Origin of the sequence: Alicyclobacillus hesperidum, assembly GCF_900107035.1 — a bacterium.
In the GTDB taxonomy this organism is placed as follows: Bacteria; Bacillota; Bacilli; order Alicyclobacillales; family Alicyclobacillaceae; genus Alicyclobacillus; species Alicyclobacillus hesperidum.
Genome location: NZ_FNOJ01000018.1, coordinates 14190 through 37881, shown reverse-complemented (window position 1 = coordinate 37881; position 23692 = coordinate 14190). Strand labels below are relative to the sequence as shown.

26 protein-coding genes are annotated in these 23692 nt (G+C 52.4%); 1 reads left to right on the top strand and 25 read right to left on the bottom strand.

Annotation, left to right across the window (positions count from 1 at the left end; genetic code table 11):
• Positions 1-12 precede the first annotated feature (12 nt).
• From BLU70_RS11905 to BLU70_RS11820, 18 genes are all read right to left on the bottom strand, one after another.
• Entirely contained in the window at positions 13-1227 is a 1215-nt protein-coding gene (locus BLU70_RS11905) for a S1C family serine protease (protein ID WP_074693595.1), read from the bottom strand.
• Between the two features lie 92 nt (positions 1228-1319).
• Positions 1320-2126 (bottom strand): MBL fold metallo-hydrolase, encoded by an 807-nt coding sequence (locus BLU70_RS11900; protein ID WP_074693594.1) that lies wholly within the window; start codon positions 2124-2126, stop codon positions 1320-1322.
• A 48-nt stretch (positions 2127-2174) separates the two neighbouring features.
• Positions 2175-3014, bottom strand: coding sequence for a two-component system regulatory protein YycI (gene yycI, locus BLU70_RS11895; protein WP_074693593.1), 840 nt, complete (start codon positions 3012-3014; stop codon positions 2175-2177).
• A complete protein-coding gene (gene yycH / locus BLU70_RS11890) occupies positions 3011-4324 on the bottom strand; it encodes a two-component system activity regulator YycH (RefSeq protein WP_083341281.1) in 1314 nt (437 codons plus the stop codon). The genes yycI and yycH overlap by 4 nt, the downstream gene beginning before the upstream one ends.
• Positions 4321-6087 (bottom strand): ATP-binding protein, encoded by a 1767-nt coding sequence (locus BLU70_RS11885; RefSeq protein WP_074693592.1) that lies wholly within the window; start codon positions 6085-6087, stop codon positions 4321-4323. The genes yycH and BLU70_RS11885 overlap by 4 nt, the downstream gene beginning before the upstream one ends.
• Positions 6088-6777 (bottom strand): response regulator, encoded by a 690-nt coding sequence (locus BLU70_RS11880; RefSeq protein ID WP_074693591.1) that lies wholly within the window; start codon positions 6775-6777, stop codon positions 6088-6090.
• A gap of 23 nt (positions 6778-6800) precedes the next feature.
• The gene (locus BLU70_RS11875; protein WP_074693590.1) at positions 6801-7259 is read right to left on the bottom strand and encodes a hypothetical protein; all 459 of its coding nucleotides are present in this window, start codon (positions 7257-7259) and stop codon (positions 6801-6803) included.
• Positions 7256-8635 carry a replicative DNA helicase gene (gene dnaB, locus BLU70_RS11870; RefSeq protein ID WP_074693620.1) on the bottom strand — a complete coding sequence of 460 codons (1380 nt, stop codon included), beginning with the start codon at positions 8633-8635 and terminating at the stop codon, positions 7256-7258. The genes BLU70_RS11875 and dnaB overlap by 4 nt, the downstream gene beginning before the upstream one ends.
• A 9-nt stretch (positions 8636-8644) precedes the next feature.
• Complete coding sequence (rplI, locus tag BLU70_RS11865) at positions 8645-9088, bottom strand: 50S ribosomal protein L9 (protein WP_074693589.1); 444 nt, start codon at positions 9086-9088, stop codon at positions 8645-8647.
• Between the two features lie 123 nt (positions 9089-9211).
• Positions 9212-9508 (bottom strand): MazG-like family protein, encoded by a 297-nt coding sequence (locus tag BLU70_RS11860; protein WP_244885199.1) that lies wholly within the window; start codon positions 9506-9508, stop codon positions 9212-9214.
• A gap of 165 nt (positions 9509-9673) precedes the next feature.
• A complete protein-coding gene (rpsR, locus tag BLU70_RS11855) occupies positions 9674-9904 on the bottom strand; it encodes a 30S ribosomal protein S18 (RefSeq protein ID WP_040288723.1) in 231 nt (76 codons plus the stop codon).
• Positions 9905-9991: 87 nt separating this feature from the next.
• Positions 9992-10465, bottom strand: a complete 474-nt coding sequence (locus BLU70_RS11850) for a single-stranded DNA-binding protein (RefSeq protein WP_074693587.1) — start codon at positions 10463-10465, stop codon at positions 9992-9994.
• Positions 10466-10483: 18 nt separating this feature from the next.
• Entirely contained in the window at positions 10484-10771 is a 288-nt protein-coding gene (gene rpsF, locus BLU70_RS11845; protein ID WP_006446057.1) for a 30S ribosomal protein S6, read from the bottom strand.
• Positions 10772-10888: 117 nt separating this feature from the next.
• Positions 10889-11989, bottom strand: coding sequence for a redox-regulated ATPase YchF (gene ychF / locus BLU70_RS11840; RefSeq protein WP_074693586.1), 1101 nt, complete (start codon positions 11987-11989; stop codon positions 10889-10891).
• 327 nt (positions 11990-12316) lie between these two features.
• The gene (locus BLU70_RS11835) at positions 12317-14359 is read right to left on the bottom strand and encodes a molybdopterin-dependent oxidoreductase (protein ID WP_074693585.1); all 2043 of its coding nucleotides are present in this window, start codon (positions 14357-14359) and stop codon (positions 12317-12319) included.
• Positions 14322-14558: a DUF951 domain-containing protein gene (locus BLU70_RS11830; protein WP_074693584.1), complete on the bottom strand. Its 237-nt coding sequence runs from the start codon at positions 14556-14558 to the stop codon at positions 14322-14324. Before BLU70_RS11830 ends, BLU70_RS11835 begins: the two co-directional genes overlap by 38 nt.
• A 15-nt stretch (positions 14559-14573) precedes the next feature.
• Positions 14574-15428, bottom strand: coding sequence for a mechanosensitive ion channel family protein (locus BLU70_RS11825; protein ID WP_074693583.1), 855 nt, complete (start codon positions 15426-15428; stop codon positions 14574-14576).
• 27 nt (positions 15429-15455) lie between these two features.
• Positions 15456-16064 (bottom strand): hypothetical protein, encoded by a 609-nt coding sequence (locus BLU70_RS11820; RefSeq protein WP_074693582.1) that lies wholly within the window; start codon positions 16062-16064, stop codon positions 15456-15458.
• 93 nt (positions 16065-16157) lie between these two features.
• Between BLU70_RS11820 and yyaC the strand changes: the two genes are divergently transcribed.
• A complete protein-coding gene (yyaC, locus tag BLU70_RS11815) occupies positions 16158-16769 on the top strand; it encodes a spore protease YyaC (protein WP_074693581.1) in 612 nt (203 codons plus the stop codon).
• Positions 16770-16824: 55 nt separating this feature from the next.
• On the opposite strand, the gene BLU70_RS11810 is transcribed toward yyaC, so the two are convergent.
• From BLU70_RS11810 to mnmG, 7 genes are all read right to left on the bottom strand, one after another.
• Positions 16825-17343 (bottom strand): DUF4446 family protein, encoded by a 519-nt coding sequence (locus BLU70_RS11810; RefSeq protein WP_074693580.1) that lies wholly within the window; start codon positions 17341-17343, stop codon positions 16825-16827.
• Positions 17344-17493: 150 nt separating this feature from the next.
• The gene (locus BLU70_RS11805; RefSeq protein WP_074693579.1) at positions 17494-18201 is read right to left on the bottom strand and encodes a DUF554 domain-containing protein; all 708 of its coding nucleotides are present in this window, start codon (positions 18199-18201) and stop codon (positions 17494-17496) included.
• Positions 18202-18251: 50 nt separating this feature from the next.
• The gene (locus BLU70_RS11800; RefSeq protein ID WP_074693578.1) at positions 18252-19103 is read right to left on the bottom strand and encodes a ParB/RepB/Spo0J family partition protein; all 852 of its coding nucleotides are present in this window, start codon (positions 19101-19103) and stop codon (positions 18252-18254) included.
• Positions 19096-19863, bottom strand: coding sequence for a ParA family protein (locus BLU70_RS11795; RefSeq protein ID WP_074693577.1), 768 nt, complete (start codon positions 19861-19863; stop codon positions 19096-19098). The genes BLU70_RS11800 and BLU70_RS11795 overlap by 8 nt, the downstream gene beginning before the upstream one ends.
• Positions 19864-20082: 219 nt before the next feature.
• Positions 20083-20925: a nucleoid occlusion protein gene (gene noc / locus BLU70_RS11790; protein WP_074693576.1), complete on the bottom strand. Its 843-nt coding sequence runs from the start codon at positions 20923-20925 to the stop codon at positions 20083-20085.
• Between the two features lie 155 nt (positions 20926-21080).
• The gene (gene rsmG, locus BLU70_RS11785) at positions 21081-21800 is read right to left on the bottom strand and encodes a 16S rRNA (guanine(527)-N(7))-methyltransferase RsmG (RefSeq protein ID WP_074693575.1); all 720 of its coding nucleotides are present in this window, start codon (positions 21798-21800) and stop codon (positions 21081-21083) included.
• The gene (gene mnmG / locus BLU70_RS11780; RefSeq protein ID WP_074693574.1) at positions 21793-23679 is read right to left on the bottom strand and encodes a tRNA uridine-5-carboxymethylaminomethyl(34) synthesis enzyme MnmG; all 1887 of its coding nucleotides are present in this window, start codon (positions 23677-23679) and stop codon (positions 21793-21795) included. The genes rsmG and mnmG overlap by 8 nt, the downstream gene beginning before the upstream one ends.
• Positions 23680-23692: the final 13 nt, after the last annotated feature.

Sequence of the window (23692 nt, the reverse complement as noted above, 5' to 3'; positions counted from 1 at the left end):
CCCGTCCCCTGTTTACGGAGAGCCCACATCTCCCGTCGTCAATTGCGTGTCCATCGAGCCAATTTTCACTCGCATCGTCACAAGGCGAGAGTCCCGGTACACCTTCAGTGTCACCGTATCCCCCGGCTTCGTCTGGAACACCTGCGTCCGCAAGTCAGCCATCGTGCGAATCGTTGTCGCATTTAACCCGACGATCACGTCATTGGACCGCAGGCCTGCGGCACGTGTCTCTGGAGAAGTGACTTTCTTAACCCACACACCGTAATCCACCGGCACGTCCGGCCACATCTGTTGTGGCAGCGAAGTCAGTGAATACGCCTCAATCCCAAGTGCGGGATGAATCGCGTGCCCGGTTTGCATGAGTTGCTTAGCCACGACTTTAACCTCGTTCGACGGAATTGCAAAGCCCATACCTTCAAAATTTTGCGCTACGATTTTGCTGCTATTGATGCCCATCACATCGCCATGAATGTCGACCAACGGACCACCGCTGTTGCCGGGGTTAATGGCCGCATCTGTTTGAATAACCGTTTGATAGTCCAAAGTCTGTTGAGTTGCCTCATCCTGTACTGGCATGATGCGCGACTTGGCGCTTACAATACCGCTTGTCACCGTATCCGCAAAATCAAGCCCTAACGGCGTGCCAATGGCGATTGCTGGTTCTCCCGCCTCAATTTTATCGGAATCGGCGAAATTGATGGCATCAACGCCTTTGAAAACGCTGGCTGGAACCTTCAACACCGCCAGATCGGTGTACGGATCCGTTCCCACGACCTCAGCGTTGTAATGCTTGCCTGAGTCGCGAACAATATCCACCTTCGCAGCGCCTTCTACCACGTGATTGTTCGTAACCAGATACGCAGACTTATCGTCCTTATAAAACATGACACCCGTACCAATGCCGGTAGCCTGTAACTTGGATTGCTGCGAGAAAAAATTAGAGACCAGTTGATAATTCTCGACTCCAACCACATCCGGTTCGACCTTGCGAACCGCTTGTGTGACATCACTTGAAATTTGGATGGTCATCGGCTGCCCAACTAACCGTGTCGCTATGGGCTTTGGCTGAGTCACATGGTTGCTTTCTGCAGAAACGCGCGTCAATCCGATGGTCAAAGCAGATCCTGATAGTGCCGACAAGGCGACCACTGTCATCCAGCGAGCTGCGCTCCCTGACCATAAGCGCCGCGAGTGGCGCGATTGCTCTCTGTCCTGGTTTTCGTTCACCTCAACACCCCTCCTGCCGGCCTGCGTGGATGAGGCCAACACCGTACCACGCGATCATAATCAGGGGTTATTTTGGGCGTTGAGGCATGGGATCATACTCTTGCCCGGGAAATTTCCGTTAACGTCGTCGCCTCTTGGCGGCTCGTTCGTTTAAGCGTCAGGACCTCAGCCAGTCTAGGTCTAGCGTCGATCACGATTTGCTCGACAGTCAGTTCGGCCAGATCGGGTAGATTGTTATCTGCGCTTAGATGAGCCAGATAGACCTCAACAGGCGATTCCGGAAGGATGTCAATTAAAGCGTAACCTGCATCGACGTTAGACAAGTGGCCTTTATCACCGAGAATCCGCCGTTTTAGGTGCCATGGATACCTGCCAGCGCGTAGCATGTCCGTATCGTGATTGCTTTCAAACACATAAGCGTCACAGTTTTGCAGAAGCTCCTTTTGGCGATCACTGACGTACCCAAGGTCAGTCACAACGGCAAGGCTGGCATCAGGCGTATCAAAACGATATGCCACGGGTTGCTCGGCATCATGCGACACGGCAAAAGGCGTGATTTGAATATCGCCGATGGTGAACGATTCTTCTTCACGAACCACTTGAAAGCGGGACTCATCTTCCAGTCTCGCCTTATCTGGAAGGTTTGCGTATGTACCCTCGGTCATATAAATTGGCGCCTGACTTTTTTTGCATACCTGTGCTAAACCCCGGACGTGATCGTCATGCTCGTGTGTGACTAAAATGGCAGTGAGATTCGATATTTCCTGAGTACAGGCGAATTGCAATCGCGTCTGCAACTGCTTGCCGCTGATGCCTGCATCAAGCAGAATCTTGGTCTCACCATCCTCAATATAGACGGCATTGCCATTGCTCCCGCTCGCGAGTACTGAAAAACGCACTACCGGAACCTCCTTACGGTTGCAAGACCGTATTTGTATCGAAATTGACTAAAATGCCGTGGCCATTTCGACCTCTCCTGTAAACGCATTGACATAATAGGTTCCTGCAGTCGTTACGATGCGCCATACCGGAAACCAGTAGCTTTGTAGCACCTGTTGGTTTCCTGACGCAACCTGAACTTTGCGCGCATATCCGAGATCGACCCTGACGACCGTACTACTCGTCGCCGTATCCGTTTTATCAACTGCGTCGGCTAAACTGTCCAATGCGTCCAACGCACTGATGACTGGCTTCGGTGAGCTGTTGGCCACAACATGTTCGACCAGTGTCTGACTGTACGCCACCAAAAGCCCTTTTGACTCTGTACTAACAATGGCCGCATCAAAAATCGGGTAATTGTCCACCATCTCATAATACACCGCATGATTCGGATCCGACGAGATGGGATCCGGCGTGTAGTCACTGCCCCGATATACGTAGGACAGCACTGTATGCGTCGTTGTAATCTGCATAGGACTTTGATATTCAACCGTCCAATTGCCTTGTGCAGTGACGGTAATGCTACCCTGGTTGGTGGTCACCCCAACATTTCCTGAATAGGTCAATTTGCCTTTTACATTTGGGAATGCAGCCTGTACCAACGCGCTTAACTTGGGATTGGCAAGGTCCGCCTGAAAGGTCACAAGATTCGGTTGCCCACTTGGCACCGGCGTGTCCAAACTGAATCCGTGGTTCGCCAGTAGCGTCTTCGTATTGGCAAGCAAGTCTGCCGGCGATTCTGCATAATCACTTGCTAGCTGCCTCGACTCATACAACTGCCACCCAAGCACGGCGTCCAGAACAATAAACAGTGCAATCAACCACGACTTTGCAACCTCCCAATTCACGCCAACCCCTCCGCAATGATAGCGCCATTCACGGCATCCAAGACCCAGACGTCGCCACCGTTGTTGGTCACATAATAAGCCGGCTCCAGTTCTATCTCACCTGCGGGCATACTCTGGCGCACCGGAACATAACCAAGTTCCACGTGAAACGTATGCACATTGACGCGTGAACCAAGCCTCTCGAGAGACGAGATTAGTTGACTTTGTCCGATCACGCTAACTTGAGTTTGCCTTACGACTGTTGAAAGCGTCCACAATGGGCGATCAAACTCGAGTACGTGCCCACTCTCAATATCGAGATTATAGTCGGCCGCATTGTCGAGAATCGGGTAGCCATCGACAAACTGCGCGAACGACAGCGTCGGACCATTCAAATTGACGGTCAGCATGCCAAGCAAGTCGAACCCAATCAGATTCTCCGGGCCGCCCCCGTGTGCGTGCAGGAAGTCGATTGCGGTGAGATAGTCTTCCGAATGCAGGCCCGAAGCTCCTGCATTCGGATCCTCATATTCCAGCTGGTCTGCACCCTTGTCGATTTGCACAGCTCGACTGCCGTCAGTCCAGAGTGTCGTTGAAGCGTTTTCTTGGATCTTGGTGATTGCTTGTGGATTGAGGAAAAACGACTGAATGAGCGGCAAGGCTTCTGGTTCCGTATAGCTATACACAATGCGTTGCATGTGTCCATTTTCGGGAACCCTGCTTTCTCCCTCAAAGTCGTCCCAAACGCTGTAGGGAGCCTCTGCTGCTTCACTTTGCGCCGTGCTCTCAAGTGACGGCACGGAAAGAGTCGTTTGTTCCATGAAGATTTGCGTTTGCCCGCCCGCGTCGTTACCTATCAACGCCATGCTACAAGTACTCCAACCTGGCATTGCATAGATCACGATGGTGCGGCATTGCCAACCGACCAACTCCTGCCCTAGACCATCTAACCATGACTTGCCGATAGCCCCGTTCAGTGGAATACCAAACTGAAAGGAAACGCGCAAAGTGGCACTGTTCGGCATGTCGGTGCTCACAATCGGATGCATCGGTCGAGCTGTGAGCAATTGTCCTGTCCAAAATGCATACGCTGCACTACCTGGTCGGATCACAGTATGTCTATCGCCTGTCTCCACATCGATCTCATATGGCCGGATCGTTTGCGCCAAACTCGGCGTCGCCGCGATAGGTAAAGAATGTGGCTGGGCCAGACCAATTTCGCTCCCTTCTTGGAGGTTGTCTGACCACAGCAAAAAGCTCAAAACCATGCTGCTTGCCACCAACAGGACGAGAATCGCCGTTTTTACCGTGCGTAGGAAGGATGGCATCATAAGGTCTCCTCCTCTGCGCGCCGCAACGAAACGTACGCCGTCGTCCCTTGGTTGGGTTGACTGACAATGCGGATTTCCCCACCCATGCGCTCGACCATCTCACGAGCAAGCGCAAGACCAAGGCCTGTCCCGCCGCGACGCCGACTGCGCCCCTTTTCAACCCGGTAAAACCGCTCAAAGACATGGGGCAAATCCTCAGCGGGGATACCTATGCCGTTGTCCGACACAGCAAACGTGACAACTTCGTCAGCCGCTTTTACGTGGACGTCGATCTCACCGCCAGGCGCGGTATATTTGAGCGCGTTCGAAATCAGATTGTCAAGGACGCGATTGACCATGTCGCTATCTCCATACACAGCCAAGGACGCCTCTGTGGGTCCGTGCACGCGATATCTCAATTGCTGACGCGAGGCTTGTAGCGCAAAGCGTTGTGCCACCCCGGCAAGTAAAGGTTGAACCCGTAACGCTTGTAGCGCAAAAGCCTTTGACCCACCGCGATCAAGCCCCGACAGTTGCAGCAAGTCCCGCGTGAGGCGTACCATGCGGTCCGTCTCTTCTGCGATCACGCCTAGGAACTCCTGCCTGGTTGCGTGTTCATCGTCATCGAGATCGCGCAGAACTTCGATGTATGACTTCACGGTCGTCAGCGGCGTGCGCAACTCGTGCGAAACATTGCTGACGAAGTCGCGACGCGCTTGCTCAAGCTGTTCCTGCTCTGTGACATCCCGCACGACAGCCACGAAGCCATCGATTTGGCCGCGCCGCTGGATACTCGTCAGGATGATATGAAAAATGGCATTGCCGACAACGCGCACTTGGCGAACACCTGATGATACATCTGCCTTCGCCATGCCATCGAGCTCTAAGAGCGCGAGCGCTTCGTCCTCTTCGTTCGCAGCAGTCCGCAGCATTTGCCTGGCTGCCCGATTCATCATCAACACCTGGCAGGACGAATCGAGGACTATGACGCCCTCACCCATCGACGTGATGACGGCGCGCAGGCGTTCCTGTTCCAGCCGATTGCTGGCAAGCGCCTCGTCGAGTTCATCCGCAAGATGGTTGATGGACGCAACGAGTTCTCCAAACTCGTCGTTCCCACTCACCGTCAATCGCTTTGAGAAGTCTCCTTTTGCCATAATCTGTGCCTGCCGCGTCACTTCCAGCACAGGACGCGTGAGGGCACGAGCGACGACCATGCCAAGAATGACGGTAAGCACAAGGACCCCCATCGATCCGGTGTAAAAAATGCTGGTGGCTTGATGAATTGTCTCGTATGTGGATTGTATAGATAAGACATATTCGAGGATGCCAAGGTATGACCCGTGGAGCTCAATGGGAACCGCAATCGCCAACAAGTGGCTCTTTGAAACTGGGTCATAACGTACAGATTGGGCGTTTGAGTGATGTAATAACGCCTCTGTTGCGACAGAATCAATGCGCTTTTGCCCAATTAACGCCCCGCCCGCGGTGGTGTACATCACATACCCATCCTGGTTCAGAACATACACGGTTCCGTTCAAAAACTGAGGAACCGATTGCAGGACGGTTGTAATAGATGTGCCCACACTTTTGGCGTCGCTTTGGATTTGTGGAGCCACCAAGGTTGCCATAAGCTGAGCCTGGTTTTTGGCCGCCGCGGCTTGATTGTGAATCAAGGAAGACGTCAGGGCACGCACAAAGTACGCACCAATCAGCTCGACTGCAAACAGGATGAGCAAGGTGTACACCAGCACAAGTTTGACGCGCAGACTCCGCCAGCGCATTTATTCGTTCCTCACATAGTAGCCGACTCCGCGCCGTGTCATAACATAGCGCGGCTGGCTGGGATCAGGTTCCAGTTTTTCACGCAAGCGGCGGATCGTCACATCGACCGCTCGCGTGTCCCCCACATAATCGATGCCCCAAACCTGGTCGACGAGCTGTTCCCGAGTAAATACCCGCCCAGGGTGAGCCGCGAGCAATGCAAGAACTTGGAACTCGCGATGGGTCAGCGAAATGGGCTGTCCACCCTTGGCCACGCTATACTCTTGCAGATCGATGACAAGATCCTGCACAATATATCGCTCGCTCTCCTTGCCATCGTTCAACACATCGCCGGCGCGCCGGAGGTTCGCCTTGACACGCGCAAGTAACTCTCGCGTGCTAAAAGGCTTGGTCACATAATCATCTGCACCGAGTTCCAAGCCAAGTACCTTGTCGACTTCGTCGTCCTTAGCCGTCAGCATAATGACAGGTATACCCGAGGTTTGGCGCACAGTGCGCAATACATCAAACCCGTCTAACTCTGGCAACATCACGTCGAGCAACATCAAGTCCGGCGCATGTGCACGCCAGAGATCGACCGCCTCGCGCCCGTCGTACGCACATGTCACGCGGTAGCCACTGCGTTCGAGTGCAAAGCGTAGGATATTGGCAATAGGCTCTTCGTCCTCGACGACCAAAATGTGCTGCACATGACGCCCTCCTTTCGACGGTGTCAGTGACTTACCCAAATGATTTGTGGATGAGTCAATATCGGCGCATACTGCCCCAGCTTGTATAACAGCACCGCATAAGGATCCGAAATGGTTCCACTACTTAAATCCGGGCCGTACAGGCCGAGATCGAATATAGGCGGTCCAAACCACCACGGCTTGACTGTGACATATGCGCGTATGTGGGGTGGCAGAACAGACGCCGCATAGCTCGGAATGTCATACACGTACGCAAAGCGCGCCCAAAATGCAAGCAATAGTAGCAGTGCGAGCGCGATTGCCGCCCGCGTCCAAAACTGAAGGCTGCGCAAGGCGCGCCATGCCTTGACGCGACGCACGCGCGCCCGCCTGCGCCGACGCCGGCGCTTTTGCTGCTTAAGCATCATTTCGCGACGTTCTTTCCGCGTCAGTGTGCGCGGCACCGTCAACCCCGCTAGTTGTTCCGATTCATCGTTGTTCATGGTCCGCTATGCGCTTTCTCCAGATTGACAAACTTGTTGTAGTTTTTGAGGAATACCAACTCGACCTTGCCAGTTGGGCCGTTACGCTGTTTCGCAATGATGACCTCGACGATATTCTGACGCTCCGTCTCCGGGTCATAGTAATCATCGCGATAGAGAAACGCGACAATATCCGCATCCTGCTCAATGGAGCCCGATTCGCGAATGTCAGAGAGCATCGGACGCTTGTCCTGGCGCTGTTCAACCGAACGACTCAACTGGGCCAGCGCCACGATGGGAACCTCCAACTCGCGCGCGAGTTGCTTGAGCGACCGGGAGATATCCGAGATTTCCTGTTGTCGATTTTCGCCAGAGGATCGACGGCCGTGAATCAACTGCAAATAGTCGATGACGACGAAGCCAAGTCCATGCTCCATCTTCAATCTGCGCAGCTTGCTGCGCATGTCTGGCACGGTGATGCCCGGCGAATCGTCAATGTAAATTGGCGAATTGCCTAAGGTGGTCACGCCCATGGACAGCTTCGGCCAATCGTCATCATCCAGCGTACCGTTACGCAACTTATGGCCGTCAATATATGCCTCTGCACAGAGCATACGTTGAACGAGTTGGTCTTTTGACATCTCGAGAGAGAAAATGGCAACGGGCAACCCGCTGCGCACTGCCACATTCTGCGCGATGTTCAGAGCAAACGCCGTCTTACCGACAGAGGGACGCGCTGCAACAATGATGAGGTCAGACTTTTGAAAACCGCTCGTCATCCGATCCAGTTCGCTGTAACCCGTTGGCACACCTGTGATGTTGCCATCGCTCTCATAGAGTTGTTCGATCCGCTCGAACGTCGTCTGCAATACATCGGAGATATGCGTGAAATCCCGAGTCCGCTGAAACTGCCCAAGCTCGAGAATCGCCCGTTCAGCGTCTGCTAGAACGTCTGCCGCCGGTACCTCCTGCGCGTAGCCTGCCTCCGCAATGTGCGTAGCAGCCGCAATAATCCTCCGCAGCAAGGCTTTTTCACGCACAATTTCTGCGTATTGCACGACGTGTAACGCCGTAGGCATCGCGGCGGCGAGATCTGCCAAGTATTCTGCGCCACCAACGGCATCCAGCGCGTCATCGCGCGTGCGCAAAGCCGCTGCCACCGTGACCACGTCGACTGGGTTCCCTGCATCATAGACGTCGCGCATCGCCCGAAAAATAGACTGATGAGCCGCTCGGTAAAAATCGTCCGGCTCTAGGATTTCAAGCGCCTCTGCCACGGCGTCTGGCGAAATCAGCATTGCACCCAGGACAGCCTGCTCCGCCTCAACTTGCTGCGGTGGCATTCGAAGCCCTGTATCCGCAGCGGGCGACGGCCAGAGAGCACCCTCATTCACCATGGCCATCCGTCATTCCGCCTCGACGTAGACAAGCACCTGTACGTGAACCTCCGGATGGAGTTTAACGGTCACGCGGTGCCCTCCCAAAGACTTAATGGGTTCACCGAGGCTGATTTTACGCTTATCGACCGTAAAGCCCTGCTGTTTCATCGCGTCAGCAATATGCTTGCTCGTGATGGCCCCAAACAGGCGTCCACCTTCGCCGGCTTGCGTTTTAACAACAATCTTTTGATTCTCCAGCTGTGCGCCTAATTGTTTCGCATCAGCCAGTTCTTGTGCCTTGTGACGCCTGTCCTTCTCGCGTTTCTGCTCCAACTCGCGCAAAGCAGCAGGTGTAGCCTCCTCGGCCAACCCGCGGGGCAACAGGAAGTTGCGAGCGTACCCTTCACTCACATCTTTGAGTTCGCCTTGTTTACCTTGGCCTTTTACGTCTTGCAACAGGATCACTTTCATCGTACCGACCCCCAATCAAAATCCATCGTATCGCCGCATGGTTGCGGGCGCAAATGCAAAACCGACCAAGATCGGTCACCTTCGGATCCGACACGTTCATCTCGCCGCCAACCGCTGTACACCCTAGATGCGACCACGGAGATGGCGCACGATGTCCGCCATTTCGTCTCGCCGTGGATTGTCTACGGACGGCGCGTCCTGAAAGGCCGCTATGACTTCGCGATCGATCCGGTGCGGTGCAATTCCCATTTGAACACCCAGCAGGTATGCAAAGCCAACAACGCCAGCCAACGCTTCGGTCAAAAGTGTCTGGTTTCCCGATTGGACGCTGCGTAAAACTTCAACCGCCTGCTGCACCAACTCGATCCGATCATGCTCCACAGCCTGCAGCTTTCTCGTCAAGTTTGTCTCCGCTTCCATACCCGTCACCGCGCTACCTCCCAATTGGTGCACTCGGCAAATCTTATATCTTTACGCATTCCACAAACTCACGAATAAGTCCTGCTGTGCCAAGACGAAGAAAGGCCGCCCGAAATTGCGGGCGATCCGCAATCCCGAACGGCCATTCGCCGTACGTTAGACAGCTCACTCTGTGGTGTATGGCAACAATGCAACCTGGCGAGCCCGCTTAATCGCGACCGTCACCTGGCGTTGATGGCGCGCGCAATTTCCAGAAATGCGCCGCGGGAGAATTTTCCCACGCTCCGTCAAGAACTTGCTCAAACGGCCTATATCCTTGTAGTCTGCGTAGTCAATCTTATCGACGCAGTACTGACATACTTTGCGGCGCTTTCCACCACGACCTTTACGCGGCATTCCACTCACTCCTCGTCGTTTTCTCCAGCGGCTAATACGCCCGTCCCACACGCTCGTGCGAGCAGTGTCAGCCTCTGGGCATCGAAATCAAAAAGGCAAATCATCTTCCGAAATATCGATAGTTTGGCTGTCATCCGCAAACGGATCGTCTTCGTAAAGAGGAGCTGAACTCCGATCAGGACGTGGCCTGTTCATTGGTGTTGAACCACCACTGAACCCACCAGCTGACTGTGCAACATCTGATCCGCGATCCAAAAAGCGAACGGTTTCCGCGACAACTTCCGCAACGCGGACCTTTTGACCTTCGCGATTGTCGTAGGTGCGAATCTGAAGGCGACCATCGACCGCTGCCAGTCTGCCTTTTTGCAGATACTGTGCAACAATCTCGGCCTGCTTCTGCCACACGACAATATTGATAAAATCAGTCTGGCGCTCACCGCTTTGCCCGGAACGCATTCGATCTACCGCCAGTGTAAACGACGCAACCGCCGTTCCATTGTTGGTGTAGCGCAGTTCAGGATCCGCCGTCAGCCGTCCTATTAAAATGACCCGGTTCAGCATCGTTTTCCCCTCCGCGAATTACTCACCCACGCGGACTGTCAAATAACGAACGACATTTTCGTCGATGCGCATTACACGTTCGAGCTCTTTGGACACATCTGTGCCCGCCGTGTATTTAAACAACACGTAGTAGCCCTCACGGTTGCCTTCGATTTCGTACGCCAAACGACGCTTGCCGATCTCTTGAAGTTCGTCGATTTGACCGCCTTGTTCAGAGATGAGCGTTTGATATTTCTGAACCAACTCAGAGGTCTGCTCAGACTCCAATGTTGGATTCACAATGAACATCGTTTCGTACTGACGCATACCGTGACACCTCCTTCTGGTCTGATGGCCCCTTGCGGAGCAAGGATGTTGGCAGCATAGATCATGCACCGATTGTCTATGCTATCACGAACAGCCCAACATCACAAGTCAAATTCATCAGACATTGAAACGGAAGTGCATCACGTCGCCGTCTTCTACGATATAATCCTTACCTTCCAAACGAACCTTGCCCTGTTCTCGAGCAACTTGATAACTGCCGGCGGCTATTAGATCCTCATAAGCGACTACTTCTGCGCGGATAAAACCGCGTTCGAAGTCGCTGTGAATGACCCCTGCTGCCTGTGGGGCCTTGGTCCCGGTTCGAATCGTCCACGCCCGAACCTCCGGTTCGCCAGCCGTAAAATAAGTACGCAGCCCGAGCAATTGGTAGGCCTTGCGGATTAACCTGTCCAGGCCTGCTTCGGCGAGGCCTAGATCCGACAAAAAGGCATCCCGGTCTTCGCCCTCCAGTTCAGCGATTTCCGACTCTAACTGCGCACAGACAACGACCACCTGTGCCCCTTCCGTCTCTGCACGCGCTTCGACGGCTTTGACATGCACATTAGCCGAACTGTCGGCAGCATCTTCTTCGCCAACGTTTGCGACATACAGAACTGGCTTCCGCGTCAACAAGTGAAGATCCCGTAGCAAGGCCTGTTCCTCGTCGTTGAGCTCGACAGATCTAGCTGCTTGTCCCGCTTCCAGAGCTGCCGCGATGCGTTCTAGGGCCTCGGCTTCCAACCTAAAGCGCTTATCGCCACTCTTCATGTTCTTTTTCGTTCGCTCCAGCCGCTTTTGCACGGTCTCGAGGTCGGCTAAGATCAACTCGAGATCAATGGTCTCAATGTCTCGGATGGGATCAACAGAGCCCGATACATGTGTGATATCACCATTTTCAAAGCAACGAACGACGTGGACGATGGCATCGACTTCGCGAATATGACCCAGGAACCGGTTGCCCAGTCCCTCGCCCTTGCTTGCTCCTTTGACCAAGCCCGCAATATCGACAAATTCGAAGGCTGTCGGCACAATCCGCTTTGGATGTACAATCTCAGCGAGCTTTTGGAGGCGCGGATCCGGCACCTCGACGACGCCGACATTTGGATCAATTGTGCAAAATGGATAGTTTGCGGCCTCTGCCCCGGCCTTTGTGATGGCGTTAAACAAAGTCGACTTGCCTACATTGGGCAAGCCTACAATTCCAGCCTGTAGTGGCATGTTGACACCTCGCCATGTTCTTTGCAGGATAAGTATAGACGGTTGTCCCCAACTGGCAACACGCAATTGGAGATTTCTCAACGTTCGGTACCGATAATCAAAAAAGTTTGCAAATCCGTTCGCAACCCGGGCGTTTACCTGGATAGAGAATCTCCACGTAGGAATACTAATCCACTGAGGAGGTGATCGCGAATGCTGCGTCGACTTTTGCGTCGATTGAGGGTCCGCAAGCTCTCACCGAAAGCATTGGCCATCGAAACTGGACCCTCCGCTCGTGTGAACCGGACAAGACCCCGTTATCATGCGTCGTAATTCCTATACCTACACTCACTTCCCGGTAGTTGCCGGGGCAATCGCGGAGAGCTCTCGCTGAGAGGGCTCTTCTTCATGTGCAGGAGCACGGACAACACTGCAAAAGCAATCGTATTGAGCGCTTTGGCTGCCAAAGTCAGCTTTACGCGTATCGGTAAAGTCGTTTGCGGTCACACCTTGCCCAGACCAACCAATCTCAAGGCGCACCGACTTCGCGTGCCCTGCAGCTTGCACGCGAGCAATTGCCCGAATCCGAGCACGTTCATTTTCTACATAAACAAAATCGCCGTCGGCAATCCCCTGTTCATTCGCAATCCCTCGACCAATCTCGACGATTGGGCACTCACCGCGGCCTTCCGGGAACGTCTCGCGCTGCGACAACTGCCACTTGCGCGGGTGAATCGTGAGAAGGACATACGGATACATTTCAGTTCCCCGTTGCAACTTGTCGATCTCGATCCGCGCAACGGGATGATGGCCATCGGCGACTGCCAAACTTGATGCAAACTCAAACTTTCCACTTGGCGTACCAAATTTGCGATCCGCCCAGGCCACAGACGGTACATCCAATTTGACAAAGCCACACTCTTTCAGTTCCGCAACTTTCTCCTGCGGCCATGGCGACAGCGCCCTCTTAATCCACACATCCACACTGCCCTCCATGATCTCCGGCCTGCCAAGGGCACAAGCGAGATCGGAAAAAATCTTCCAATCCGGCTTCGCTTCCCCTCTTGGCGCGACGACTGGCTTCACGTAGCTGACATAATCGTGCCACATCGTCGTGTAGGCGACATCTTCTTCCTCTAAGACGTTGGTACACGGTAGAACATAGTCGGCCATTTCTGCTGTCTTCGTCATGAACGTGTCGATCACGACTTTACACCGTATCGATGCGAACGCCTTGCGGAACAAAGCCGAATCGGGCACTTGTAGCACTGGATTCGTGCGCGTGACAAAAGCAACGCGGATGGGTGGATTCGCCGCAAGAATGTCAGCTGCCTGTGTCGCCCGTTCAAATTCACGAACGTCAGCTTTACTACGCCCGGTCAATGCCTCCTCGTCGAAGAAGCTTGCAAGTTGACGCTGCGCATAGCTGACACCACCGCCCGGAACGCCTACGTGCCCAGTTGCAGCGACTAGCGCGTCAATGGCACGTACCGTCTGTCCTCCTTGCGCATAACGTTGCATACCAATCCCGAGAATGGTTGCCACTGGCCGTGTACAGCCGTATAACTCAGCCAACCAGTATATGTCTTCGACAGGCACGTCGGTTAGCGAAGCAACCGTTTCCGGATCATACATATCGAGTTCAGCGGCAATCGCGTCCCAGCCAAGCGTAGCCTCACGAATAAAGTCGTGATCAATCCAATTGCGATCTCGGCAGACGCGGAGCGCCGCCAGAGCCAGTAGGCCATCCGTGCCTGGGCGCGGATAGAGACACTTGTCTGCCCGGCGCCCTAGATCCTGCGAAAGCGGACTGATGACCACCAATTGCGCGCCACGTGCTTGCGCGGTCTTGATAAAGGGTGTCATGTGTACATTGGTGTTAGCCACATTGCGTCCCCAGACGACGATGGCCCGTGCATGCTCCGCCGTATCCTCTGGAGCATGGCTGTTTGCCCTGCCAAAATCGTACGTCTGTGCCGTGAGACCCGCATCCCAGCACAAACTCCCGACCGTTTCCGTACAACCGCCGAGGCCGTAAAAGAACCGCTGATTCAAATTCTTCAACAGCGTTCCGGAACCCCAATCGTAACAATGAAAAATACCGTGATGCCCCACTTCATCAAGTGTCGCCTGAACCTGCGCAGCGATCTCCGCGATGGCTTGCTCCCAAGAGATATGAACAAATGTGTCTCCCACTCGCTTGAGCGGACGCAGTACCCGGTTCTCACTGTTCCTCCGAATACTTAGTTGCCTTCCGCGATTGCACAAAGCACCCTTTGTGATAGGATGCTCGGGATTACCTTCGAGCTTAATGTTCCCTTGCCCATCAACCTCTGCAAGAATGCTGCAGCTGTCATAACAGTCCATCGGGCATGCTGTTTTGACTTTCATCCTTAGCCTCCTCCCCTTTCACCAGTACACTGCGAATCAGCCGCTCAAACCGCGCCCTCGGGATCAACACACTGTGGCCGCACTTTTGACACTTGATACGAATATCCATGCCTAAACGGATAATTTGCCACATGTTCTCTCCACACGCATGTGGCTTCTTCATCTTTACAATATCGTTGAGTCCAAACGAGATTGGCACAATATCGCCCCCTTCTCATTCGGTCGCCAATTCACCCGCGCCATGTGCATAGCCACCCTCGGCTTCAGTTCGCTGCAACGTATCAAGTGCTTCCTTGATCCGTTCTTGTGCCTCTCGCTGTACTGACGAATTTTTGGTCGGCGCACAAATCGCTGTGGCACGAACCACGACAGTTGAATTGGACATTTCCTGAACCCCAAGCACGTGGATATCACCCGTCAATACATCCGGTTGCTCGCGCTTCATGGTGTTAAGCACATGTTCCATCACAGATTTTACGTCATTGACATCCGAATCGTACGGCACGGTGATATCGATCACGGCCGTGGAATAGGTCCGGGAGAAGTTGGTGATCGTCGTAATTTGCCCATTCGGAATGACCTGAACTTCCCCGGTCCAAGCCTGCACACGAGTCAAGCGAACACCAATGGACACAACCGTGCCCGTGAATCCATTGATTTGAACCGTATCTCCCACAGCATACTGATCTTCAAATAAAATAAACAACCCAGTGATGACGTCTTTGACGAGACTCTGGGCCCCAAAACCAACGGCCACACCGACAATCCCTGCACCAGCGAGAATGGCGGAGATGTTGACATGAAAAATCGCCAACACCTGTACCACGAACACAAAGTACACCGTGTAACGAATCACGTTTGCAAACAAGGATTCCAAGGTCGCCTTCCGCCGCGATTCCATGCGCGCATGCATGGCGAGCATTCGCTTCATAACACGAATGCCTGCGCGGATGATTAGCCTTGCGAGCAAGTAGAATACGACGATCTTGACAACGTCCCAGATGACAACTTCCACGCTTGGCATGTCACTAAAGGCTTTGTCCTCAATATGTTTCCAGAACGACTGCAATCGTCCACCCCCTGTCCCGCATTATGCTCATGATATCATAATACGCAGACCTGGTAGGGCACGCAGAAGGATGTCCAAGCCTTGATAACTCAGCGAAGCAATCGCATACTTGGCGATTGACTGAAGCGGTTGTATCCAGTCTAATGTCACGAGCAAGCACAGCGTAGTAGCTGCAACCCATAAGCCAGCAAACGTCGCGGCAAGATTGCGAAACAACCGCTCTCCCACAAAATGTTGAGCATGTTGTGGCACATCCCAAATCGCCTCTGCAACCGAGTCCACCGCAACAAAGACCATAAAGACAGCCCAAGCCATCATAATGGTGATCAACACATGGAGTACCTGTATGCTTAGCCATCTTGAATAGGACGATGCATCAGCATTCGAAGCAGGAACAGAGGGTACCACATGTTGCATCCACCCTACGGCGTGGGTATTTAGGGATATCTCCTGCATAAGCCATGAGAAAGCCGACCCTGTTTCAATGAACGTTCGTACAAACCATGGCGTCAGGTGTACAGCCACATACATCGAGGTCAAGATGGCCGCCACATACAGAAGTGCCTGCTCTGTTTGCTTCGTTCGAATCCACAGCCAAATCCAGCAGGCCTCCGCGAATAAACACAAATCGATCACGCTTGTCTCCCCTAATTTACAGGAATCTTGGACAGGTATAGTTGATGGTACGCCTACGTATACTGGGAATATTCCATGCTAGGGGGATATCCCGTGAACAATCGGCAGATAGAGTCTCCATCAGTTGAAATCGGGGACGTGATCGGCCGCGTTTCCTTGGAAGACACCTTCGCGGCAGACAAACTCGAGGCCTATTTGGATGGCATTCTTGGTTCTGTTCAGTCACAACGCATTCTTATTGTTTGTGTTGGTACAGATCGATCGACAGGTGATGCATTCGGTCCCATTATCGGTTCACGCCTTGGCCACAATCTCCGCATTCCCTTCATCGACATATTCGGTACTTTGGACGAGCCGGTGCACGCCGTCAATTTGAGTGCAACTTTGGAACGGATCGAGACCATGTATCACGAACGACCTTTCATCATCGCAATCGACGCCTGCCTTGGCAAGTTCGATCACGTCGGTCACATTGCCGTGGAACGCGGTCCCTTGCGTCCCGGGGCCGGCGTTAAAAAGGTTTTACCGGAGTTTGGGGACGTAACCATTACAGGAATTGTGAATGTCAGTGGCTTCATGGAGTACTTCGTGTTACAAAACACGCGACTTGGTATTGTCATGCGCATGTCGGACATCGTGGTACAGGCATTATCGTCGAGTCTTCAAAAGTGGCAACACTCCGTAGCAATGCGAATGGGGATGTGAACAAACAGCGTGTTCACATCCCCACAAGGCGACATTGTACAATTTGCAATGACAGTTATGAAATTCTCGCTGGCTGGCGCTCCAAAGTCCCCATCGCGCCGGAAATCACGCTTTGCTCCTCCTCTGTCAGAAGGTATGGAGATTCTCCTGCTTCGATTGGCTTGCCATACGTTACAGAATCTTCTCGGCCATAGATAGATGTCAAAACGACACCATCCCCCTGGTCGTCGAGGAATGCAACTGAATAACTTAAATCGCTACCTACCTCTGAAAACGCATTGTAACGACGAATCACAGGAGTGGAGACCTTTTTGTTCAAGGCTTTCTCCAACTGGGAGATATGCACCTTGGCAGCATCCAGTTGCGCTTGCAGCGATTGCACAGCATCTTTGGTCTCCGTAAAGACCTGTTCCAAATCCGCGGCCGAACTGATCTCCCGCAATCGGTTAAGCTTGCGACGCAAACTTGAGGCACGCGCCAAACTGGACACCGCAAGGATAAAACAAATAATGGCCACTGCACCGCTCGCTAACGCGATATCCAGGGTGTACGGTTGAAGAGAAGCTAAGTTCATTGTAACGTTTCGTCCTTTCGCAAAAGGATACATACTGGATGGATTGCAGATAACCCCCGAATTCGCAAACGGTTGTAGTATAGCGTGATCGCCAATCCTTGCATCATCCAATCATTGGTTGTATTAGCCAACCCAGATCGGGCTACAATGTCACCAAAAGGCGTGGATGGCATGCACAATCTCTTTACAGAGAGGCGCCAGTACGATAGCGGGCAGCATATTACCGACAGCGATTTTTGTTAACCCGCTGATATTCAAGCCTATTGCAACAATCAAGAGGCCCCCGGTTGCCGTAACGGTGTCGATAAACATCGGTGTATTCAGTACATTGCCGACCAAGTGTGAGACGAAGGCAATTGTGCCTTGATACAAAAACACCGGAATGGCTGATAGACCAACGCCCAAACCAAGTGTAGAAGATAAGACAACCGCCATAAAACCGTCTAACATCGACTTGGCGAGCAATGTGCGGTACTCACCTTGGATCCCGTCCTGGATAGCGCCGACAATCGCCATAGAACCGATACAATACAACAGAGTCGCTGAAATAAAACCTTCTGCAATGGGCCCACGATATATTCGCGTAACCGCTCGCTCCAGTCGATGTGCAACCCTGTTCAATCCGCCCTCTATGTTCAATAGCTCCCCCAGAATCGAACCAGCAACGATAGAGATAATGATTAACAGGATGTCGGACATATCGCTGAGAGCCATACTAAGACCAATGATGATCACGCAGAGTGCAAGTCCCTTAGTTACCGTATCGCGCATTCGGTCCGGAATCTTTGGAAGCATCACACCTATCGTCGTACCTAGGATGATGGCTAATGCGTCCACGATCGTCCCGAATAGAAACATAGGTTCACCTCAGCCTTTACAAACCAAAGCCGTTACAGCAAGCTTCAGATTCATGGTGCATGCAAAAGCATTAAATCCATAATGCGTTTCAAGTCTTCATCCGAGAAATACTCGATCTCGATTTTCCCCCGCTTTTTCCCCTGTTGTATACGGACTGATGTACCGAGATATGCTTGCACCTGTTCTTGATACCGTCTAAACTCGGCCGGTAGGTTATTTGATTTTGTTTCACGTGAAACTTTCTTCTTCGGTTCGTAAATCACGGTTTCTAATTTGCGAACACTCCACTCTTCCCGCACTGCTTGCTCCGCTAAACCTAACTGCAAGTCAGTATCTTCGACAGAAAGCAACGCTCGAGCGTGTCCCATCGACAATGTTCCACGTGAAACCATATCTTGAATCTCACTCGGCAATTGTAATAAACGCAGCATATTGGTGATATGACTGCGGCTCTGGCCAACGCGCTTTGCCAACTCGTCTTGAGTCAGATCGCACTTTTCGATTAAGTTGGCATATGCGTCTGCAATTTCAATGGGATTCAAATCTTCACGTTGCAAGTTCTCGATTAACGCAATCTCCATGAGAAGGACATCGCTAAAGTCGCGAACCACCGCAGGAACAACCTGCAGTCCAGCAAGCTTGGCGGCACGAAAGCGACGTTCACCTGCCACAATGTCAAAACCCTTAATCTCACTCTTACGCACGATCAGCGGTTGAATGATCCCGTGCTCTTTAATCGAATTGGATAGCTCTTGAAGCTTCTCTTCGTTAAACGTCCGTCGAGGTTGATACGGATTTGGTCTCAAATCGCGGATGTCAACGGACACAACCTTGTCCTCATCCGAGACACTCAATTGCGGAATCAAAGCATCTAATCCGCGCCCCAAACCACGTTTAGTCACGCCCTATCACTTCCTTCGCCAATTCCATGTAGGATTCGGCTCCACGTGACTTTGGATCATAGTGAATAATAGGTCGACCATGACTTGGCGCTTCACTCAAACGAACATTCCGTGGAATAATCGTCTTGTACACCTTATCGCGAAAGAATTTCTTAACATCCTCAATCACCTGCAAACCCAGATTGGTCCGCGCATCCAGCATAGTCAATACGACACCCTCGACCTCAAGTGAAGTATTCAGATGCTTTTGCACCAAGCGCACGGTGTTGAGTAATTGACTCAAGCCTTCTAGCGCGTAGTACTCGCACTGAATCGGAATCATCACGGAGTCCGCGGCCGTCAAGGCGTTTACGGTCAACAACCCGAGTGATGGTGGGCAATCGATCACGATATAGTCGTACTGATTGCGCATGGTTTGAATAGCACGCCGCAAGCGAACTTCGCGTGAAATCGTCGGCACCAATTCAATTTCGGCACCGGCGAGCTGAATGGTTGCAGGCAGAAGCGACAAATTTTCCAACCCTGACGGCATAATCGCATCCGCCATCGCGACGTCGTTGATAATGACATCGTACACACAGTACTTCACATCCGCCTTGTTAATCCCGACGCCAGACGTGGTATTTCCTTGCGGATCGATGTCAATGAGCAAGACGCGCTGATTCAGTGTTGCTAAACACGCGCCAAGGTTGACTGCAGTTGTCGTCTTCCCCACGCCACCTTTTTGATTTGCAATGGCGATAACACGGGCGTTGGACACAAACAGTCCTCCTTACTAATACGTGGGTGACCAAACGTCACGGACTTTTATCATTCTACTTCAAAACGGATTGGATGTGGCGAAAAAAGTATGGAGAAAACAACGCATTCTAGCATACACCCAGGGGAAAGAGATTGCGAATCAGCGGCCTTTACGGCCGCTTTCACGCAAACCGAAGATAAAAGGGTATGATTTCAATAGTCAGGAAACGTGTACACATCACACCGACTTAGGTACACGAATCGTAAACTGATAGAACGCCTCTTCATCTGATTCTTCACACACGACGTCGAGGCCAGTCTGCTGAATCATTTCCAGTGACTGACGTATCGTATTCACTGCCAAACGCACATCTTTCGATAGTGCACGTCGGCGCGTTTTAGAACGCTTGCCCCCCGCCGTCTCCAGCGAAGTAAGCTTGGCTTTTACGCGTTCTTCCATCTGTTTGACGTTCCAACCTTTTTCCAAACACTCATTTAACAGTTCAATCTGCATTTCCTCGGTTGGTAAGGCTAGCAAAGCACGTGCGTGGCGTTCCGTGATCTGCTTGGTTAGCAGAGCCTGCTGTACCGTGTCCGGCAAATGCAAAAGACGCAATTTGTTTGCAATCGTAGATTGTCCCTTGCCCAATCGTTGTGCAAGGCTCTCCTGTGTCAAACCGTGCAGTTCAAGCAACTGCTGATAAGCCACCGCCTCTTCAATAGGCGTGAGTCCTTCCCGTTGTAAATTTTCAATCAACGCGGCTGAAGCCGTTTGCGCATCGTTCATGTCGCGTACAATCGCTGGAATCGTCGACCAACCAAGATGGCGTACCGCCCGCAAGCGACGTTCCCCCGCGATCAACTCGTACACATTACCTTTCTTTCGAACGACAATCGGCTGGATGACGCCGTGTGTGTGAATCGTTTTCGCCAACTCTTCAATCGCTTCTTGATTAAAGATGGTGCGTGGCTGATATGGATTCGACACAATGTTTTGGACAGGGATATCCACTACCTGCGTCTGTGCATTCGCGCTGCCGGAATCGCGCAGACTGATGAATCGTCCCCAAGATTCCCTCATGATGACCCCTCAATTCCGATCAACAAACGAGTATCGACACTCATTGTCGAATTCACCATATAAGCCCCGGATTCCTTCATGGTGACAAACGTTCTCATATATTTACAAAAGACTCACGGAACTGACACGATTCGACATACCGTGTCGTTCACATGTCACAAAGGCTGCTTACTCGGTACACCGGCTCGACGGGGATAGGACTTCGACACAAGTTGCAGCTGGATAAATGAAGCGAATGTCCGATTCCCTAACCCCCGAGGCAAATCATATGTCAACGGATCCAGTAGACGACAATGCAACTTGGTGGCGGCACGTTTTGCATCGTCGAACTCCTCATGTACAAACGAGGGTCCCTTATAGCAGATGCCTGCACCACCGGGCCTCAGAAAAGGAGCCATATACTCCATAAGCACATTGGCACGTGCCACGGCCCTTGCCAAAGCTACATCAAATGTACCCCGCCACGCTGAATCGCGACCCATATCTTCTGATCTGCCATGAACACACTCAACGTGATTCAAACCGAGATCGGAACAGACTTCCTGCAAAAAGTGAATCCGCTTCTGAAGCGCATCGCATAAGACAAAAGACATGTTGGGATAAGCAATCGCAAGCGGAATCCCAGGGAAGCCGGCTCCCGACCCAATGTCGATAGCACGCCCCCCCTGTCTTGCCGCCTCTTGCCACACAGGTAGCTTTGCGACAGCCAGACTATCGTAGAAGTGTTTGATATATACCTCATCCTCATCAACAATACCGGTCAAGTTGATGCGTTCATTCCAGTCGACAAGCATTTCATAATAACGAGCAAACTGCCTTAACTGGAACTCGTTCAACGCGACGGGCCACGCTAGCCACTCCATGTCATTACCCATGCATCATACGTCCTTCGTACGATTCAAGATAGACGAGCAGGATAGAAATATCTGCAGGTGTTACGCCTGGTATGCGCGACGCCTGCCCCACAGTCCGCGGTCGAATCCGCGACAATTTTTCACGAGCTTCCTTGGCCAATCCCCGGATCGAAGGATAATCGATACCATCGGGCAGAACCCGATTTTCCAAACGCTTCTGACGTTCAATTACTTGGGCCTGCTTTTGGATATACCCAGCGTACTTCATTTCAATCTCGACTTGCTCCTGTACTTCAGGATCAAGTTCAACGCCACCTGTCGGATCCATCTCCCTTACCTGCTCATAGGTCAATTCCGGTCGCTTAAGCAATTGAGCGAGTGTTGCCCCATCCTCCAACGGCTGCGAACCATACTCTATCAGCTTCGGATTGGCCTCCGCCGGCTTAACCCGTGTCCTTGACAACCGTTGCAATTCTTGTGCAATACCCTCTCTCTTTCGCATCATCCGGCTATACGCCTTTTCCGGTAAGAGCCCAACCTGATAACCAATCTCCATCAACCGTAGATCCGCATTATCGTGCCTAAGCAAAAGCCTGTATTCAGCTCGTGATGTCAGCAGCCGATACGGTTCATTCGTGCCTTTGGTGACGAGATCGTCAATCATCACCGCGATATACGCATCCGATCGCGATAGCACAACAGGTTCCTTGCCTTGTACCTTGCGCGCAGCGTTGATGCCCGCCATAATACCCTGTCCTGCAGCTTCTTCATAGCCGGACGTGCCATTGATTTGGCCCGCCGTAAACAGTCCTGCGACCCGCTTTGTCTCCAACGACGGCCATAGCTGTGTCGGAACGATGGCATCATATTCGATCGCGTACCCTGGCCGAAGCATCTCCGCCTTTTCGAGGCCAGGAATACTATGCAACAACTGAATTTGCACATCTTCAGGCAAACTCGTCGACAGCCCCTGTACATACCATTCGCACGTGTTAGGCCCTTCTGGCTCCAAAAAGATCTGATGGCTCGGCCTGTCGCGGAAACGCACCACCTTGTCCTCAATTGAGGGGCAATAGCGAGGACCCGTACCTTTAATCTCGCCGCTGTACATCGGAGCGCGATCGAGATTTTCTAAGATGATGGAATGCCCTGTTTCCGTTGTACCGGTAAGCCAACATGGCACCTGCTCGCGGATCGGCGTGTCTGGGTCGAATGAAAAGTGTTTGGGCACTGGATCTCCGGGCTGTGCAATTAACTTGCTGAAGTCGATAGAATTTCGATTGATTCGCGGGGGTGTGCCTGTCTTAAAGCGAACCAGTTGGAAACCGAGATCAAGCAATGAGTCCGATAGTTTGACTGCCGGCATCTGCCCATTTGGACCACTCTCATACGAAACATCCCCGATAAAAATACGCCCGCGCAAATACGTTCCCGTGGTCAAGACGACTGCCTTTGCGTGAAACTCCTGCCCACTCTTTGTGACGACACCATATACAGCGCCATTTTGCGTCAGTAACTCTTCGACCAAAGCTTGCTTCAGATCAAGGTTCTCCGTCCGCTCCAATGTCCACTTCATATTCAATGCGTAATATGCCTTGTCCGCTTGTGCACGCAATGCTTGAACTGCAGGCCCCTTACCCGTGTTTAACATCCGCATCTGAATGTAGGTCGCGTCTGTGTTGCGAGCCATTTGCCCACCAAGCGCATCGATTTCACGAACGACAATACCCTTTGCAGGCCCACCAATCGACGGATTACACGGCATGTAAGCGATGGTATCCAAGTTAATCGTCAACAAGAGTGTCTTACAACCCATCCGTGCCGAAGCCAAGGCCGCCTCACAACCGGCATGGCCCGCACCAATGACAATCACGTCATATTCGCCGGCAAAAAATCGCATCTGTATTCACCTC